18 protein-coding genes are annotated in these 17,453 nt (G+C 62.7%); 9 read left to right on the plus strand and 9 right to left on the minus strand.

Annotated elements, in window-relative coordinates; translation table 11 throughout:
* The first annotated feature begins 61 nt into the window (after nt 1–61).
* Nucleotides 62–493, plus strand: a complete 432-nt coding sequence (locus ASD50_RS20035) for a MerR family transcriptional regulator (RefSeq protein WP_056245306.1) — start codon at nt 62–64, stop codon at nt 491–493.
* Between the two features lie 8 nt (nt 494–501).
* On the opposite strand, the gene ASD50_RS20040 is transcribed toward ASD50_RS20035, so the two are convergent.
* Nucleotides 502–1,518 carry a polyprenyl synthetase family protein gene (locus ASD50_RS20040; protein ID WP_056245309.1) on the minus strand — a complete coding sequence of 339 codons (1,017 nt, stop codon included), beginning with the start codon at nt 1,516–1,518 and terminating at the stop codon, nt 502–504.
* Between the two features lie 184 nt (nt 1,519–1,702).
* On the opposite strand from ASD50_RS20040, the gene ASD50_RS20045 reads away from it, so the two are divergent.
* The 7 genes from ASD50_RS20045 (at nt 1,703) to moaB (ending at nt 7,073) form a co-directional block, all read left to right on the plus strand.
* Complete coding sequence (locus ASD50_RS20045; protein WP_056245314.1) at nt 1,703–3,349, plus strand: alpha/beta hydrolase; 1,647 nt, start codon at nt 1,703–1,705, stop codon at nt 3,347–3,349.
* A gap of 69 nt (nt 3,350–3,418) precedes the next feature.
* Nucleotides 3,419–3,643, plus strand: a complete 225-nt coding sequence (locus ASD50_RS20050; protein WP_056245318.1) for a DUF2007 domain-containing protein — start codon at nt 3,419–3,421, stop codon at nt 3,641–3,643.
* Entirely contained in the window at nt 3,640–4,434 is a 795-nt protein-coding gene (locus ASD50_RS20055; protein ID WP_056245321.1) for a tRNA1(Val) (adenine(37)-N6)-methyltransferase, read from the plus strand. Before ASD50_RS20050 ends, ASD50_RS20055 begins: the two co-directional genes overlap by 4 nt.
* Before the next feature lie 60 nt (nt 4,435–4,494).
* The gene (locus tag ASD50_RS20060; RefSeq protein WP_056245815.1) at nt 4,495–5,349 is read left to right on the plus strand and encodes a S49 family peptidase; all 855 of its coding nucleotides are present in this window, start codon (nt 4,495–4,497) and stop codon (nt 5,347–5,349) included.
* An 83-nt stretch (nt 5,350–5,432) separates the two neighbouring features.
* Nucleotides 5,433–5,618 (plus strand): hypothetical protein, encoded by a 186-nt coding sequence (locus tag ASD50_RS20065; protein ID WP_056245325.1) that lies wholly within the window; start codon nt 5,433–5,435, stop codon nt 5,616–5,618.
* 14 nt (nt 5,619–5,632) lie between these two features.
* Nucleotides 5,633–6,538, plus strand: coding sequence for a 4-(cytidine 5'-diphospho)-2-C-methyl-D-erythritol kinase (locus ASD50_RS20070; RefSeq protein ID WP_056245329.1), 906 nt, complete (start codon nt 5,633–5,635; stop codon nt 6,536–6,538).
* The gene (gene moaB, locus ASD50_RS20075; RefSeq protein WP_056245332.1) at nt 6,525–7,073 is read left to right on the plus strand and encodes a molybdenum cofactor biosynthesis protein B; all 549 of its coding nucleotides are present in this window, start codon (nt 6,525–6,527) and stop codon (nt 7,071–7,073) included. The genes ASD50_RS20070 and moaB overlap by 14 nt, the downstream gene beginning before the upstream one ends.
* Before the next feature lie 909 nt (nt 7,074–7,982).
* On the opposite strand, the gene ASD50_RS20080 is transcribed toward moaB, so the two are convergent.
* The 3 genes from ASD50_RS20080 to ASD50_RS20090 form a co-directional block, all read right to left on the minus strand.
* Nucleotides 7,983–8,843: an NlpC/P60 family protein gene (locus ASD50_RS20080; RefSeq protein ID WP_056245335.1), complete on the minus strand. Its 861-nt coding sequence runs from the start codon at nt 8,841–8,843 to the stop codon at nt 7,983–7,985.
* Nucleotides 8,844–8,881: 38 nt separating this feature from the next.
* On the minus strand, nt 8,882–9,232 hold the full coding sequence (locus ASD50_RS20085) for a MarR family transcriptional regulator (protein ID WP_056245338.1): 351 nt from the start codon (nt 9,230–9,232) through the stop codon (nt 8,882–8,884).
* Between the two features lie 88 nt (nt 9,233–9,320).
* Entirely contained in the window at nt 9,321–10,685 is a 1,365-nt protein-coding gene (locus ASD50_RS20090; protein WP_056245341.1) for a leucyl aminopeptidase family protein, read from the minus strand.
* Between the two features lie 127 nt (nt 10,686–10,812).
* Between ASD50_RS20090 and ASD50_RS20095 the strand changes: the two genes are divergently transcribed.
* On the plus strand, nt 10,813–11,637 hold the full coding sequence (locus tag ASD50_RS20095) for a tetratricopeptide repeat protein (protein WP_056245342.1): 825 nt from the start codon (nt 10,813–10,815) through the stop codon (nt 11,635–11,637).
* A gap of 117 nt (nt 11,638–11,754) precedes the next feature.
* Here ASD50_RS20095 and ASD50_RS20100 read toward each other — a convergent pair whose 3' ends face one another.
* Genes ASD50_RS20100 through ASD50_RS20120 form a run of 5 tightly spaced genes read right to left on the minus strand, consistent with a single transcriptional unit; the run spans nt 11,755 to nt 17,450 of the window.
* Nucleotides 11,755–12,792, minus strand: coding sequence for a type II secretion system F family protein (locus ASD50_RS20100; RefSeq protein ID WP_056245347.1), 1,038 nt, complete (start codon nt 12,790–12,792; stop codon nt 11,755–11,757).
* Nucleotides 12,793–12,841: 49 nt separating this feature from the next.
* Complete coding sequence (locus ASD50_RS20105) at nt 12,842–13,855, minus strand: type II secretion system F family protein (protein WP_056245349.1); 1,014 nt, start codon at nt 13,853–13,855, stop codon at nt 12,842–12,844.
* 29 nt (nt 13,856–13,884) lie between these two features.
* Entirely contained in the window at nt 13,885–15,372 is a 1,488-nt protein-coding gene (locus tag ASD50_RS20110) for a CpaF family protein (RefSeq protein ID WP_056245352.1), read from the minus strand.
* Between the two features lie 29 nt (nt 15,373–15,401).
* A complete protein-coding gene (locus ASD50_RS20115) occupies nt 15,402–16,682 on the minus strand; it encodes an AAA family ATPase (protein WP_056245355.1) in 1,281 nt (426 codons plus the stop codon).
* A gap of 30 nt (nt 16,683–16,712) precedes the next feature.
* Entirely contained in the window at nt 16,713–17,450 is a 738-nt protein-coding gene (locus ASD50_RS20120; protein ID WP_056245818.1) for a CpaD family pilus assembly protein, read from the minus strand.
* Nucleotides 17,451–17,453: the final 3 nt, after the last annotated feature.

A 17,453-nucleotide genomic window follows, 5' to 3' on the forward strand; every position in this document is an offset into this window, starting at 1 on the left:
ATGACTCCATTTGAAAATCACCGTAATCTCTCTAGTGACTAGAGGATCAAGAGGATTTTTCATGGCCTTTTCAATTGGCGAGTTGGCGCGGCGCGCGGACGTGAAAATACCGACCATCCGCTATTACGAGCAGATTGGCCTGATGCCGGAGACGCTGCGCACCGAAGGCCAGCAGCGCCGCTACGGACAGCCGGCAGTAGCCCGGCTCGCCTTCATCCGCCATGCGCGCGAACTCGGCTTCGAAGTCGATGCGATCCGCACGCTGCTTTCGCTTCAGGATAAGCCCGATCATTCCTGCGCACAGGCAGACCACATCGCCAAGGAACGGCTCAGGGAAGTGGACCAGCGCATCGCCAGCCTCAAGGCGCTGCGCAAGGAACTCAAGAAAATGGTCGAGGAATGCGCCCAAGGGCGCATCGGCGACTGCCGCGTCATCGAAACGCTGGCCGACCGCTCCCATTCCCACAAGGATTGGAAAGAGGCCGTCGGCTAAGGAGCTTCTTAGTTCACGCGGCTGATGCAGAAATCGATGACATCGATCAGCGCCGATTTCTGCGGCGTCGCTTCCAGCGGCGCCAGCGCGTCGCGGGCGATTTCGCCGAAGTGCCGTGCCCTGCCGATGGTGTCGGCGATCGCGCCGTGGCGCGCCATCAGGCCGATCGCCTTTTCCAGGCCGGCATCGTCGGCAACATTTTCCTCGATTGCCTTCTTCCAGAAGGCACGCTCGGAAGCCGAACCGCGCCGGTAGGCGAGGATCACCGGCAGCGTCACCTTGCCCTCGCGGAAATCGTCGCCGACATTCTTGCCGAGATCCTGGCTCGACCCGCCGTAGTCCAGCGCATCGTCGATCAGCTGGAAGGCGAGGCCGAGATTCATGCCGTAGGAGCGCAGCGCGGCGCGGTCCGTGCGCGACGCATTGGCGATCACCGGCCCGACTTCGGCGGCGGCTGAAAACAGCGCTGCGGTCTTGGCCTTGATCACCGCGAAATGTTCGTCCTCGGTGGTCTCGAGGTTCTTGGCCGCCGCCAGCTGCATGACCTCGCCCTCGGCGATGATCGATGCGGCCGAGGAGAGGATATCCAGCGCGTCCAGCGATCCGACATCGACCATCATGCGAAACGCCTGCCCGAGCAGGAAGTCTCCGACCAGCACGCTTGCCTGGTTGCCCCAGATCATGCGCGCGGTCTTCTTGCCGCGCCGCATGCCGCTTTCATCCACAACGTCGTCATGGAGAAGCGTTGCGGTGTGCATGAACTCGACGCTGGTCGCGAGCTTGATATGGCTGTCGCCGGAATAGCCGAACATCTGCGCCGCAGCCAGCGTCAGCATCGGCCTCAGGCGCTTGCCGCCCGAGGAAATCAGGTGGTTGGCAACCTCGGGGATCATCTGCACGTCCGAGCCGGCCTTGGACAATATCAGTTCGTTGACACGCCCCATGTCCGAAGCGGTCAGATCGATCAGATCCTTGATTGAAGCGGCTTCGCGCTTGCCGCCCTCGAGATTGACAACAATACCCAACCAGAACTCCCGTCTGAAAAAAGCCTGCGACGGCGCCTACCCACCGCGCCAGACTCTAGGGAGATGGCACAGCTACGGCAAGTGGCGAATTGGCGCGGCGTCCGGCGCCAAGGGTTTCCCTTTGCACGATGCACCATTAGGTTGGTGACGTAGCAGCCCCCTCCCGGATCGCGAGAGCCGCAGCATGATCAAGAACCTCGCTTCACGGCTCTGGCTGTCGTTTTCGACGACTGGCCTGCTTTTGGGCACGCTGTTCTTCGCAGCCTCCTTCACCCCGTCGCTGATCCCGCGCGCCTATCTCGTGCAAGGCGTCCTTTCAGGGTTCGCATTCGGCGCGGGCTACGGCATCGGCGTCTTTGCCTCGTGGCTGTGGTCTTATCTGGAACTGCCGCAACCCAGGGGCAGCGTCGGCACATGGATCAAGCAAGGCGCTTCGGCAATCTGCGCCCTCGTGGCGTTCGTGTTCCTGTGGAAGGCGACGGGCTGGCAGAACTCGATCCGCGACCTCATGGGGATGGAGCCGGTCGACAGCGTGTATCCGCTCAGGATTGCGCTGATCGCGCTTGTCACCTTTGCGCTGCTTCTTGTCGTCGCCCGCCTGTTCGAACTCACCCTTCGCCTCATCGCCGGACGCCTGCGCCGTTATGTGCCGCGCCGCGTCGCCAACGTCATCGGTGTCGCTGCGGCACTCGCCATCTTCACCAGCCTCGCCAACGGCGTGCTGCTCAGATACGCCCTGCACGTCGCCGACAGTTCCTACCGCGCCTTCGACGAATTGATCGAGACGGACGCGGTTCAGCCGACCGACCCGGCCAAGACCGGAAGTTCGGCCTCGCTGCTGGACTGGAACGACCTTGGCCGTGCGGGCCGCGAATTCATCGCCTCCGGCCCGTTCGCCAAGGATATCGGCGCATTTCTTGGACACGAAGCGCGCGAGCCGATCCGCGTCTATGCCGGCCTCAACTCCGCCGAAACGCCCGAGGCCCGTGCCCGGCTGGCGCTGGACGAGTTGAAGCGCGTCGGCGGCTTCGACCGCTCCGTCCTCGTCATCGTCACGCCGACCGGCACCGGCTGGGTCGATGCCGCGGCAATGGATACGCTCGAATATCTGCACGGCGGCGATGTCGCCAGCGCCGCGATCCAGTACTCCTACCTCGCAAGCTGGCTCTCTTTGCTTGTCGAGCCGGGCTATGGCGGCGAAGCCTCGCGCGCGCTTTTCCACGAGATCTACGGCTACTGGACCACGCTGCCCAAGGACCACCGGCCCAAGCTCTACCTCTACGGACTCAGCCTGGGGGCCATGAACACCGAGCGCTCCAACGAGTTGTTCGAGGTCCTGGCCGACCCCTACCAGGGAGCATTGCTGAGCGGCCCGCCCTTCTCCAGCAGCATATGGCGCTCGATCACCAACCGGCGCAACGAAGGCTCGCCATTCTGGCTGCCGCGCTTCCGCGACGGCTCCTACGTGCGCTTCACCAGCCAGCAAAACGCGCTCGCCATTGCCGGCGCGCATTGGGGGCCGATGCGCGTCGTCTATCTCCAGTACGCCAGCGATTCCGTCACCTTCTTCGACCCGCTGTCCTTTTACCGCGCGCCTGAATGGATGAGCGAGCCGCGCGGCCCGGACGTCTCGCCGTCGCTGCGCTGGTATCCCGTCGTCAGCTTCCTGCAATTGCTGGTCGACATGGCGACCGCCACCACCGCCCCGATGGGCCACGGCCATGTCTACGCGCCGCAGCACTATATCGATGCATGGATCGAGGTCACCGACGTCAAGGGCTGGCCGGCTCAGGATATCGACCGGCTGAAGGCGCATTTCCGGCAGAAATGACCGACGCCCGGCACTGGCGCTCGGCCCCGCTTGCGTTTACATCAGCGCGGCAACCTGCGAACCTGCGCCATGATTGAACTTGTCCGCACCAACGATGCCGTCATCATCTCCTTCGTGGAGTCGCTGATGCGCGACGCCGGCATTGCCTTTCTCGTCGCCGACCAGAACATGAGCGTGCTCGACGGCTCGCTCGGCATCCTGCCGCGCCGCATCCTGGTCGATGCCGAAAAGGCCGATGCCGCGCGCAAGATCCTCACCGATGCCGGCATCGCCAACGAAATCCGCGAACCATGAGCACCGAGGCCGATCTTGACGTAATGCCGGCCCACACCGTGGATGCCTTCCACCGCGGGCGCTTCTGGCTGGTGCAGCCGGCCAAAAGCGGCCACCGCGCCGGCATGGACGCCATGATGCTGGCCGCCGCAGTCCCCTCCGCTTTCGCCGGCCGGCTGGCCGATTTCGGTGCAGGCGCGGGCGCCGCCGGCCTTGCCGCGCTCACCCGCTGCTCCAGCGCCAGCGCCGTCCTCGTCGAGCGCGCGGAGGAGATGGCGGCCTTTGCCGACGCCACGCTCGCCCACCCCGCCAATGCCCATCTCGGCCATCGCGCGTCGGTGCTGCGCGCCGATGTTACGCTCGTGGGCACGGCTCGCAACGCCGCCGGCCTTGCCGACAATTCGTTCGATTTCGTCATCATGAACCCGCCCTTCAACGCCGCCTGGGACAGGGCCACGCCCGACGATCTCAAGCGGCAGGCGCATGTCATGGAAGACGGCCTGTTCGAAAGCTGGGTGCGAAGTGCGGCCGCCGTCACCCGCCCGCGCGGCGGCATCGCCATCATCGCGCGGCCGGAATCGCTGCGACCCATCCTCGATGCGCTTTCGGGCCGCTTCGGCGACACCGAAATCCTGGCCGTGCACCCGCGCGCCGATGCCGCCGCCATCCGCATCGTCGTCCGGGCCATCCGCGGCGCGCGCGGCAAGCTTTCGCTACAGCCGCCGCTTGTCCTGCACGACACGCATGGCGACCGCTTTTCCCAGCATACCGACATGATCAACAACGGACTTGCGTCGCTTTTCGGCGATTGACGGCATTGCGGTAGCCGCCCGAATGCCTACATGCCCCGCACGACCACGGAGACCTTTGCCTTGAAACGCCTCATCAATCGCATGCTGCCGAAGTCATGGCGTTCAAGCGTTGTCACCATTCCCGTCGTGCGCCTGCACGGAGCCATCATGACCGGCGGCGGCCAGTTTCGGCCCTCGCTTTCGCTGGCCACGACCGCCGGGCTGATCGAGAAAGCCTTCGCCTTCGAAGCGCCTGCGGTCGCGTTTTCGATCAATTCGCCGGGCGGTTCGCCGGTGCAGTCGCGCCTCATCTTCAAGCGCATCCGCGACCTTGCCGTCGAGAAGAACAGGAAAGTGCTGGTCTTCGTGGAAGACGTCGCAGCTTCCGGCGGCTACATGATTGCGGTTGCGGGCGACGAGATCATCGCCGACCCCTCCTCCATCGTCGGCTCAATCGGCGTCGTTTCCGCCTCATTCGGCTTTCCCGAACTGATGAAGAAGATCGGCGTCGAGCGCCGCGTCCACACCGCCGGCAAGAACAAATCCGTTCTCGATCCCTTCAAGCCGGAAAAGAAGGAAGACGTGGATCGGCTCAAAGCCCTCCAGCTCGAAATCCACGACACCTTCATCGATCTGGTCCGCAGCCGGCGCGGCGCAAAGCTCAGGGACGATCCCGACATGTTCACCGGCCTGTTCTGGACCGGCAAGAAGGGCCTGGAGCTCGGCCTCGTCGACGGACTCGGCGACATGCGTTCGGTGCTGAAGGAGCGCTATGGACCCAAGACCCAGCTCAAGCTCATCAGCGCCCAGCGCGGGCTGCTGTCGCGTTTCTCGCCCTTTGGGTCCCGCATTTCGTCCGATATCGCGGCCAGCGCTGCCGATGGTTTCATCGATGCGGCACAAGAACGCGCGCTTTGGGCGCGGTTCGGCCTTTGACACGGGGCCGCAACCGGGTACGATGATGCACCACCCGACCCATCGATCCATCGGGATCGACGCAGAGTTGGAGGAGTTTTGACATGCCGCAGATCATTTTCTTCGCCATCATCGGCGTCGTTGCCTATGTCGGCTATCGCACCTTCGTCAGGGAGGCCGAGCGCGTCACCGCAAAGATCCGCCGTGCGGAGAAACAGGCCGCCAACGGTGCCCACGGCACGCTGGTCAAGGATCCTGAAACGGGTGAATACCGGCTGTCCAAGGATTGAGCGCGCTTCAGCCTATGATGACGCCGGCTGAGCCGCTGGCCGAGGCTGTGCTTGCGCCTGCCAAGGTCAACCTTGCATTGCACGTCACAGGCCGACGCCCTGACGGCTACCACACCCTCGAAAGCCTGGCGGTGTTCACCCGCTTTGGCGACCGGCTCCATCTCGAACCGGCGGCTGCGGATGCGTTCTCGATCACCGGCCCGTTCGGCCCCGGCCTGCCTGACGACGGCAGCAATCTTGTCCTTCGCGCCCGCGATGCCTTGAGGCAGGCTTGCGCTTCCAACTTGCCCCCGATCTCGATCCGCCTCGAAAAGAACCTGCCCGTCGCCTCGGGCGTCGGCGGCGGGTCAAGCGACGCGGCCGCCGTCCTCAAGGCCCTGAACCAGATATGGGCCTGTGGTCTCGGGCAGCAGGAGCTGGCCGAAATCGCCCGAACGCTGGGTGCCGACGTGCCGATGTGCCTGACTGCCCGCCCGTTGGTCGCAACAGGCATCGGCGAGGAACTCGAGCCCGTTTCGGGCTTTCCCGCACTGGCGCTGGTCCTCGTCAATCCGGGCGTTGCGGTATCAACCCCCGACATTTTCCAGCGGCTTGAGCAGCGCGACAACGCAAGCCTGCCCGCCCTTCCATCGAAAGTGGATTTCCATTCACTTCGAAACTGGCTTGAAACCACGCATAATCACCTTGAACCGGCGGCGTTTGCAGTCCAGCCCGTAATCGGACAGGTCCTCAAGGCTCTCGACAAGGCGGGATCGGGATTTTCGCGCATGTCGGGTTCCGGCGCGACCTGCTTCGGCCTGTTCGAAACCGGCAACGTCGCCAAGCGCGCCGCCGTTGCCCTAAGAGCCAGGCACCCCGGCTGGTTCGTCGCCGCGACGCGCAGCATGGCATGGGAGAACGATGGCAATGGCGACAGCTAGCGAAGGCCGCGCATTCATTCCCGTCGGCATCGCGGTGCTGACCGTCTCCGACACCCGCACGCTTGCCGACGACAAATCGGGGCAGACACTTGCCGACAGGATCGTGGAGGCTGGCCACACACTGGCTGCCCGCGACATCGTCACCGACGACAAGGACAAGATTCGCGACAAGGTTCTGGCGTGGTCGAAGGATGACGGCATCGATGTCGTCATCACCACCGGCGGCACCGGCTTCACAGGCCGCGACGTCACGCCGGAATCGCTGGAACCCATCTTCGAAAAGCGCATGGACGGCTTCTCGGAAGTCTTCCACCGCCTCTCCTACGACAAGATCGGCACCTCCACGATCCAGTCGCGCGCCACCGGCGGCGTCGTCAACGCAACCTTCGTCTTCGTGCTGCCCGGCTCGCCAGGAGCCTGCAAGGATGCCTGGGACGGCATCCTGAAAGCGCAGCTCGACTACCGCCACATGCCCTGCAATTTCGTGGAAATCATGCCGCGCCTCGACGAACACCTGCGCCGCAGCGGCAAGTGACATTTCCGCGTCGTCAAGATTCACCCCTCATCCTACCGAGCGCTGCGAGAACGGAATGTTCGGGATATCCATTGCGCGATAGGCGGCAGTGCCGCCTCTTGCCCTCCCCAACGTAGAGAGGGTGGATCCGGTTGCCGATCGGGATGCATAGCCAAGCACCCCCCTCTGGCCTGCCGGCCATCTCCCCCTCAAGGGGGGGATCACTCGATTGCCATGCTTTCATCCGGTACTGAGGTCACAGAGGCGGCTGCAAGCTTGAAGCTGCCGATCTCCCCCCTTGAGGGGAGATGGCCGGCAGGCCAGAGGGGGGTACAATTCCTGTGGCGCTTCTGCTCGAATAGTGGACAAATCCATCCACACCACCCAGCCAAACTTTTGATTTGCCTCGCCTCCGCAAAAAACTCTCACCCCACTTATCCCCACCCTCGCCGTTTCCGACATACCCATGCCATCGCCCTTGCGGGAGACCTGGTGCGCACCGGGTATCAGGGAAGGGCGTCGGTGCCGGATTGGTCGCATGACGGTGTGCGGCTGGGTGATGAACGGGCGGCCGCAAGGCCGCACTACTTAACTAAACGAGCGACCGAACGGCCGCCCGTCCTCCCGACCTCTCAGATGAGGTCAGTTCTTTGACAATGGCTAGGGCCGAAAGGCAGCGTGGCGATGAATAAGCACACCCATCTCTTCGTCATCCTAGGGCGGAGCAGGCCGAAGGCCGTCGCGCAGACCCTAAGATCCATGCCGTGAGATCCCGGCAGCACGCAAATGGCGCAAAAGAAGGCCCCTCATTCGGAACCACCCAACCCGACCCTCACGACATGGATCCTCGGGTCGCGCCTGTCGCTACGCTCAGGCTTGCCCGAGGATGACGAAGGAGAGGAAGCGGGCGTGGCGATGAACAAATATGCCCTACGGCCTTCTGAACCCGGTCGGGCCGCCATAGAGGTAGCCGATACGGTCAATGGCCTCGCGCAGGCCCTCCCGCGACACCAGCATGGTATGGCCGTTGGCGTGGATCATGTTTTCGCCATCGGTCATGATGGCGACGTGGCCCTTCCAGAACACGAGGTCGCCACGGCGCAGGCCGGAAAAATCCACGCCCGGATCGAGTGGCACTCCAAGTGCCGCCGCCTGCATGTCGGAATCGCGCAGCACGTCACGGCCGGCCATGCGCATGGAAAGCTGGACAAGGCCGGAGCAATCGATGCCGAAGCCGGAAACGCCGCCCCAAAGATAGGGCGTGCCAAGGAAGGTCTCGGCCACCGCAACGTAGTCGGCGGCGCGGTCCGCCACCGGCATCAGATGGTTGGCGATCACCGCCTGGCCGCCCTCCAGCACCGCATATTGGGTGCCGCGCGTCTCGGCGCCGCCCGTCACCGTCACCGCCGAGCCCATCGACAGTTCACCTGCCCTCGGGAAACGCAGGTCCGGTCCGGGATAAAGAAACGTCCGCGGCACAGATACGATATGCGTCGGTCCTCCGCTCCGTTCCGCGATATCGTCTTTCCTGACATAGCCGACATAGCCGTCACGCTCCGCCTGAACCCAGGCAAAGCCGCCGGCGGCCTCGAAGACGAGCACATCGTCGCCGAACAGGAATTGCGTGTTGATGCCGGCACCCTCGGCCGGCTCCTTCAAGACATCGGCAACCGGCGCCGAAACCCTCGCAGGCGTCCCCGCGACGAAGCGCTCGGCAACGACCTCGCCTTCGAGGCGGGCATCGGCAAGATCGGGACGGAAGGCGTGCAGGCGGGTATCGCGGACGGTCAAGGCAAGCTGCTTTCACAAAGGACGATCACAGGGGACGATCACAGGGGAAGGTCGAGGGCCTTGGCGATGATATCATCGCCGAAGCGCTCGACATAGAGCGCACCTTCCACGGTGCGGCGGATCAGGACGTTGCGCTTGTCCTTCTCGTCGCGATGGCGCGACACCAGCTTCATCGCTCCCATCGTGTCGAGAGCGCGCGTAATCACCGGCTTGGTGACGTTGAGCTTGGCGGCCAGTCCGCGCACCGTGTGCGGCGGCGGGTCGAGATAGATCGTGAACAGGATCGCCATCTGGCGCATGGTCAGGTCTGGCGCATCGTCCTTGACCGCGTGCAGCGCCACCTGCTGCCACAGCCGCAATGCCTGGATCGGACGCATGGTAATCGACATCCGTCCACTATCGCGGCAAATTGTTTCGGTTCCGTTTCATTCAAAGGAGCGCTGGGGTTGAATGTCCGCAGGCCGTCCTTACCTGAATTCACCCGAAGCGATCGACGATCACCTTTTCCAGCGCCCTTATGCCTTGCGCCTCGCCGCCGGCAGGTCCATGCGGGCGATCGACCGGGTTCCAGGCAAAGATGTCGAAATGCACCCAGGCGTGCGTCTTTTCGACAAAGCGTTTCAGGAACAGCGCCGCCGTGATCGAACCGGCAAAACCGTCGCTGGTGACGTTGTTCATGTCGGCGATCTTCGACGACAGCTTGGCATCATAGGCACGCCACAACGGCATGCGCCACAACGGGTCCTCCACCGCCACGGAAGCGCTGCAAATATCCGAGGCCAGCTTTTCGTCGTCCGTATAGAAAGGCGGCAGGTCCGGCCCGAGCGCCACCCGCGCGGCTCCCGTCAGGGTCGCCATGTCGACCAGCATCTGCGGCTCGTCCTCGTCGGCCAGCGTCAGCGCATCGGCAAGGACCAGGCGGCCCTCGGCGTCTGTGTTGCCGACCTCAACCGTGGTGCCCTTGCGGCTCATCAAAACGTCGCCGGGACGGAAGGAGTTGGCGGAAATGGAATTCTCCACCGCAGGGATAAGAACGCGCAGCCGGACCTTCAGCTTGGCCGCCATGACCATCGATGCCAGCCCCAGCACGTTGGCTGCGCCGCCCATGTCCTTCTTCATCAATAGCATGCCGGCGGCAGGCTTGATGTCGAGGCCGCCGGTGTCGAAGCACACGCCCTTGCCGATCAAGGTCACCTTGGGGGCGGACTTGGACCCCCAGCGCATATCGATGAGGCGCGGCGCCTGCGAAGAGGCGCGCCCCACCGCGTGGATCATCGGGAAATTCTTGCGCAGGAGATATTCGCCGGCCGTCACCCGGACGTCGGCGTCATGGATGGTTGCGAGGTCACGCACCGCCTTTTCAAGCGCATCGGGACCCATGTCGTTTGTCGGCGTATTGACGAGGTCACGCGCGAGGAAAACGCCGTCGGCAACGCGGCGCACCCTTGCCGCATCGGCGCCGGCCGGCAATCCGAAGCGCAGGGCACGGCTCGGTTTCTTGCCGTAGCGCGTAAAAACATAGCCGCCGAGGACGACCGCCAGTGCGGCCAGTTCGGGATTGTGCGGCACCGTGGCGAATTGCCAGTCTCCTTCCGGCAGAGCCTTTGCCAAGGCGCCGACTGTCAGCGCCCCCTCGCCCTTGCCGACGCCGAACAGCGCGCCGCTTACACCGCCACCCTCCCCCGGAAGGACGAGAACCTTGCCCGCTTCGCCAGAAAATCCGTTGGCCTTGGCCCAAACCACGGTGGAAAGAGAGAGCCCCGCCGTCTCCAAACTGTCCTTGGCCACAAGGTGAACCGGCAAGGCCTTGGCAAATTTGTTCGGCGCAAGCTCGACCGCCATTTTTCCCCCTCCGACCCAAGCCCCGAGTCGGCCTCGTTAACCAACAATTAGGGTTAACAGAATATTTCTCACCAAGGGAAGTCGGCCATTCGAATGGCCGCAGCCACGAACGGAAGGTCTAGCTCCCATGCCGCTCACGCGCACAAATACCGCGACATACAGGCGTTTGCTTGCAACGACATTCGCAGTTGCCTTGATGGCTGGTGTTGCCGGGTGCGCATCGACCAGCAAGATGACCACAGGCTCGATTTCGCGATCCAGCGGCCAGCCCATCGAGACGATGTCGACCGACCAGTTGCGCGATGCCGCGGCAAAGCTAGGAAATTCCTACGCTGCCAACCCCAACGATAAATCCACTGCGATCAAGTTCGCGACCGTGCTGCAGATGGACGGCAACGCCGACCAGTCGCTGGCGGTCATGCGCAAGCTTGCCATCGCCTATCCGAAAGACCGGGACGTCCTTGCAGCCTACGGCAAGGCTCTGGCCGCCAACGGCCAGCTTGAGCCGGCACTTGACGCCGTGCGCCGTGCGCAGACACCGGAATATCCCGATTGGCGGCTGATGTCGGCCGAAGGCGCGATCCTCGATCAGATCGGGCAGAAGGAAGATGCGCGCCAGATCTACCGCAAGGCCCTCGACCTCAAGCCGAACGAGCCATCCATCCTGTCCAATCTCGGCATGTCCTACGTGCTGAGCGGCGACCTCAAGACCGCCGAGACCTATCTGCGGTCAGCAACCCAGCAGCCGAATTCTGACAGCCGGGTGCGCCAGAACCTTGCGCTGGTGGTCGGATTGCAGGGCCGTTTCGAAGAGGCCGAGCAGATAGCTTCGCAGGAACTGGCGCCCGAGCAGGCGCAAGCCAACGTAACCTACCTGCGTTCGATGCTGTCGCAGCAGAACGCCTGGAGCCAGTTGAAGGCGCAGGACGGCGAAAAGCCCACCACCAACTGACCTTTCGACTCGGGCCTGAACAAGGCCCGGAAGCCTGCAAGCGACCAGTGAGACAAATCAAAAGGCCGTTCCCCGATGTCGCGGAACGGCCTTTTTGTTGTCTGGATACGCTTTCGACTATTGCGGCGTGTTCGTATCAGACGATGTATTCTGCTTGTCGCCGAATACGCCGCGCTGGCTGATCTGGATGCCGGCCGGGCCGAGGATGATGGCAAAGAGAACCGGCAGGAAGAACAGGATCATCGGCACCGTAAGCTTGGGCGGAAGGGCCGCGGCCTTCTTCTCAGCCTCGTTCAGCCGCATGTCGCGACTTTCGCTGGCAAGCACGCGCAAGGCATGCGCTACCGGCGTGCCGTAGCGCTCCGCCTGGATCAGGGCCTGCGCCACCGACTTGACTGAGTCCAGACCCGTGCGCGTGGCGAGGTTTTCATACGCCTGGCGGCGCTCTTGCAGGAACGACAGTTCCGCGTTCGTCAGCACGAACTCCTCGGCAAGCTCTACCGACTGTACGCCGATTTCGTCGGCCACCTTGCGCATGGCGGCCTCGACCGACATGCCGGATTCCACGCAGATAAGCATCAGGTCGAGCGCATCCGGCCAAGCCATCTGGATCGACTGCCTGCGTTTGGTCGCCCTGTTCGAAACGTAGAGGATCGGCGCGTAGAAACCAGCATAAGCAGAAACCACGCAAACCAGCACTTTTATCATTGTCGGCTTGTCGGCCAGGTAGCCGAGGCCAAAGATGATCAAGACAGCCAGCGCCAACCCCACGAAAGGCAGGACAAGGCGGAAGAACAGGAACTTGGTCAGCGGATTCTGCCCGCGAAAACCCGCCACTCTGAGTTGGCGCATTGTGTTCTCGTCAGCCAGCAGGCGTCTCAGGTCGAGTTTCTCGACGATGTTGCGCATACCGACCGACTGCTCTTCGCGCAGCCCACCTCCCCTGCTGCGCTTCTCGGCATTTGCGGCCAGCCAAGCGCGCTGCTTGGCGCGCAGTTCATCGCGCTCGAGCGCTACGGATTTCATGCGAGCCTTCAGCTGATTGCCGCCGAAAGCCGGAAGCACCGTGAAAACGGTGGCGAACACGGCAATGCCGACGAGCAGGGCGATCAGGAAGGTCGGATCGGTCAGGGTCTTGATGACTTGGTCGGTCATGGGTGGCTGCTCATCAATTGGCTCGATATGCCAGGGTCAGGACCTGACCCTAGACTTCGAAGTTCATCATCTTGCGCATCACGAAAATGCCGATCGACATCCAGAAGGCCGACACACCGAGAATGAGGTGTCCCGTGCTGGTTGTGAACAACGGCATGATGTAGGTCGGGCTGCTTAAGTACACGAGTAGACCGACGATGAACGGCAGCGCGCCGATGATTGCGGCCGAAGCCTTCGCTTCCATCGACAGGGCCTGAACCTTGGCCTTCATCTTTTTCCGGTCGCGCAGCACGCGGGAAAGATTGCCCAGCGCTTCAGAAAGATTGCCGCCGGCTTGCGACTGGATCTGGATGACGATGCCGAAGAAACTTGCCTCCGTGCAGGGCATCGTTTCGGGCATGCGCAACGTCGCTTCGGGAATAGAAAGCCCCATCTGCTGGGAATCGACGATGCGCCGGAACTCGGTCTTTACCGGCTCAGGCGATTCGTTGGCAATCAGGCGAATCCCGTCGTTCAGCGGCAAGCCTGATTTCACGGCGCGAACAATGACGTCCAGCGCGTTTGGAAACTCCTTGAGAAACGCCTTCACGCGGCGGCCACGCCGAAACGAGACGAACCAGCGCGGCAAACCGAACGCGCTGACAACAAGGACGCCCGGCAGAACGATCAGCGGCAGCCCGGCCACGAAGGCGAGCAAGGTCACAACCAGGCCGCACACAACCGAATAGAGATAGAACCGCTCGATCGTCACATTCATGCCGGCCTGGCGGATCTGGACCTTGAGGGGCGGCTTCTTGACATTGACGTTCTGGGCGCGCTGCTTGTCGTCCAGTTCCTTCAACGAATCCTGCACGGACTTGCGCCGCCTCGCAGCCTCGGCCACGCGGTCGCGCGAAGCCTTAACAACCGCACGGTCTGTTTCTGCTGCCTTGATCGATTGCAGACGCTTGTCGACGTTTTTCTCGTCGCTGATCCTGCTGAACAGGAACGCATAAGCGATGGCGCCGGCGCTAAGGCCGGCAAGCAAGACGAATGCCAATACGGTACTGTCAATTCCGAACATGAATGTCAGGCCCCAGCTGCCGGGTTCGTTCAGTCAGCGCGCTTCTCCATCGCTTCAAGAGCGTTGGCGAGGCGCTGCTCCTCGCCGTAGTAGCGGGCGCGATCCCAGAAGTGCGGCCGGCCGATGCCGGTCGACACATGCTCGCCGACCAGACGCCCGCTCGCGTCTTCGCCCTTGATATTGTAGACGACCAGATCCTGCGTGATGATGACATCGCCTTCGAGACCGATCACCTCGGTGATGTGCGTGATGCGGCGCGAACCGTCGCGCAGGCGGGCAGCCTGGACGATCACATCGATGGAGCCGACAATGATCTCGCGCACCGTTTTCTGCGGCAGCGAATAACCGCCCATGGCGATCATCGATTCCATGCGGTTCAGGCATTCGCGCGGACTGTTGGAGTGGATCGTTCCCATCGAGCCGTCATGGCCCGTGTTCATCGCTTGCAAAAGATCGAACACTTCCGGTCCGCGCACTTCGCCGACGATGATGCGCTCGGGACGCATACGCAAGCAGTTCTTGACCAGGTCGCGCATCGTCACTTCGCCCTCGCCCTCAAGGTTGGGCGGGCGTGTTTCAAGGCGCACGACGTGTGGCTGCTGCAATTGCAATTCGGCAGAGTCTTCGCAGGTGATGACACGTTCGTCGCGGTCGACATAGTTGGTCAGGCAGTTGAGCAGCGTCGTCTTGCCGGAACCCGTACCGCCAGAAATCACGACGTTGCAGCGCACGCGGCCAATGATCTTCAGGACCTCAGCGCCCTGCGGGGAGATGGCGCCGAACTTGACCAGCTGATCAAGCGTCAGCTTGTCCTTCTTGAACTTACGAATGGTGAGCGCGGTGCCGTCAATAGCCAGCGGCGGTGCAATAACGTTGACGCGAGAGCCGTCGGGAAGACGCGCGTCGCAGATCGGCGAGGATTCATCGACACGACGGCCAACCTGGCTGACGATGCGCTGGCAGATGTTGAGAAGCTGCTGGTTGTCGCGAAAGCGGATGCCGGTCTGCTCAACCTTGCCGTTGACTTCGATGTAGACGTTGCGCGAGCCGTTGACCATGATATCGGCAATGTCGTCGCGCGCCAGAAGCGGCTCCAGCGGACCGTAACCCAGGACGTCGTTGCAGATATCTTCGAGCAGTTCCTCCTGCTCGGCGATCGACATCGCGAAGTTCTTGATCGCAATGATGTCGTTGACGATATCACGAATTTCTTCGCGCGCGCTTTCGGGGTCGAGCTTGGCAAGCTGCGACAGGTCGATCGTGTCGATCAGCGCCGCAAAGACCTGGCTCTTCGTATCGTAGTAGCTTTCGTTGCGCTCGCGCTGGGCAGACCTTGGCTCCGGGGCCATCGGCGGGGCTTCCACGGTGCGGCGCGGCGCTGCCGATGCGCTCGCCTCCACCGGCTTGGCTGCAACCAGCGCGGCCGCCCCGTCATTCGTCTTTTGCGGCGGAGATGCAGGAGCCGGCCGCGGTGTCACCGGCCTGCCGGCATCGTCGTTGCCTCTTTTGCCAAACATGATCGACTACCCGTCCCGCCCAGCGACCGTTACTTGCCGCGTTTCAACTTGCCCAGAATGTTGCCCAGCCCGGCTCGCTTCTTGACCTTGATCTCGCTGCGCCCCGTCAGCACGTGAGCGATTTCGTTGATCGTGGCGACCACCGGGCTCTTTGTGTCCATCTCGCCAAGCATGCGCCCGTTGTTGGAGGCGTTGCCGAACAGTTGCGGCTCGAAGGGGATGACTGCCATCGGCGTTATGCCGAGTGGTTCGGCGAAATCCTGCGCGGTGATTTCAGGTCTCTTCGGCACGCCGGCCTGGTTGATGATCAACTTCGGCGACGGATCGTTGGGACGCAGCCGCTTCAGCATGTCCATCAGGTTCTTGGTGTTGCGGAGGTTGGCCAGTTCGGGCGTCGCCGTGATGACGACCTCATCCGCCTTCATGAGCGTGGTCTTGCTCCAGCCGCTCCAGATGTGGGGAACGTCGAGCACGAGGATAGGCGCCGTGCGCTGTGCGGTATCGATGATTTGCGAGAATGCATCGGAATCGAAGTCGTAGACACGCTCCAGCGTTGATGGCGCAGCCAGCAGCGACAGGTGTTCGGCGCACTGTGCAAGCAGGCGGTCAAGGTAAACCTCGTCGATCCGCTCCGGAGAAAACACCGCTTCGGCGATACCTTGGGCCGGGTCCTGATCGAAGTTGATGTTGGCGGTGCCAAAGGCCAGGTCGAGGTCGGCCACAACCACTTCTGACTTGAACAGGGACGAGACCGCCCAGGCGACATTGTGGGCAACAGTGGAAGATCCCACGCCGCCCTTGGCGCCGACAAAAGCAATTGAGCGGCCAATCGGTTCCGCTTCCGGGTCGACAAAAATCGTCGAGACGACACTCACGATGTCCGCCATCGACACCGGAGCTATGACGTATTCCGAAATGCCGTTGCGGATCAGTTCGCGATAAAGGCCGACGTCGTTGTAATGGCCGATGACAACGACCTTTGTGCTGGGGTCGCAGTGTTCCGACAGCTGCGCGAGTTGCTCGAGCAACTGCTTCGGCTCGCTGCGCGATTCCAGCATGATCAGGTTGGGCGTCGGCGCAGTCTGGTAGAACTCCATCGCCGTCGCGATGCCGCCCATGTGCACCTTGACATGCGCCTTCGCCATGCGGCGATCTTCGGCTGCGCGTTCAATCGGATTGGCAACGCCGTCAGTGTCACAGAATGCCTGGATGGAGATGCGCGGTATCGGCCGCAGCGCCTGCAGGGCGGAGATTTCGCGCTGCGCGAGCTCGCCTGCGTCGTCCGTGGGCTCATAGGCAAGATTGCTCATGATCGTGCTCTTTCCTTGACTTCGCGCGGCCTAGTACTCGACTTCCGAAGTACGGATGAATTCATCTGGAATTCCGCGCTTGCGGTAAGCGTCGATGACCTCGCTGCGGTTCTCGGCATCGATCGTGGTGCGCTTGCGCGGCCCAAGAAGATCGGCCGGATTGGCGATCTGCGCGGCCAGGTTGTTCTGGTAGGAGCAACCGAAATTGGCGTAGTGCTTGTTCTCGGTCGTCTCCGTAATGTCTTCCGGCCAGCGGCCGCATTTGTCGGTGTGCGCGCGGATCGACGTGTAGACCAGCCTTACCGGCGCCGATGTTTCCAGGGATGTCGCCTGATAGGAGACCATCGCGATGCGGTCCCGGCGGATACCGTTTGCGGTCGCGAGTTTGGCGAAATCGCGAGCTGCCGATCGGGCGGCCAGTTCGTTCGCCGAGCCCGATGGCGTCGCGATCGTCAGCACTGGCGCCGCACTGGTGTCATAGGCGTCATAGAAGCCCAGCAGCACCTGGCGCTGCGACTGGGTCATGCCCTTGGTCGAGGCCGCAACCGGCAGGTCGAGCTTCTGGTCCTTCTCCGAAATCATGATCGGATGATTGGTGCGATAGTCGTCGGGGATCGAGCCGACGACGACACTGTCGCGGTTTGCGCATCCCGCCAGCAAGGCGGTAGCGATCACGACCAGGGCTGGCAGTGCCGGCTTGAGCCTGGTCATACCGGTTGACCGCTTAGCCGAAGCAGTCGTCCCCATCTGGAAACCTGTCTTGGACATGCC

The sequence above is a fragment of the Mesorhizobium sp. Root552 genome, assembly GCF_001427285.1.
In the GTDB taxonomy this organism is placed as follows: domain Bacteria; phylum Pseudomonadota; class Alphaproteobacteria; order Rhizobiales; family Rhizobiaceae; genus Mesorhizobium.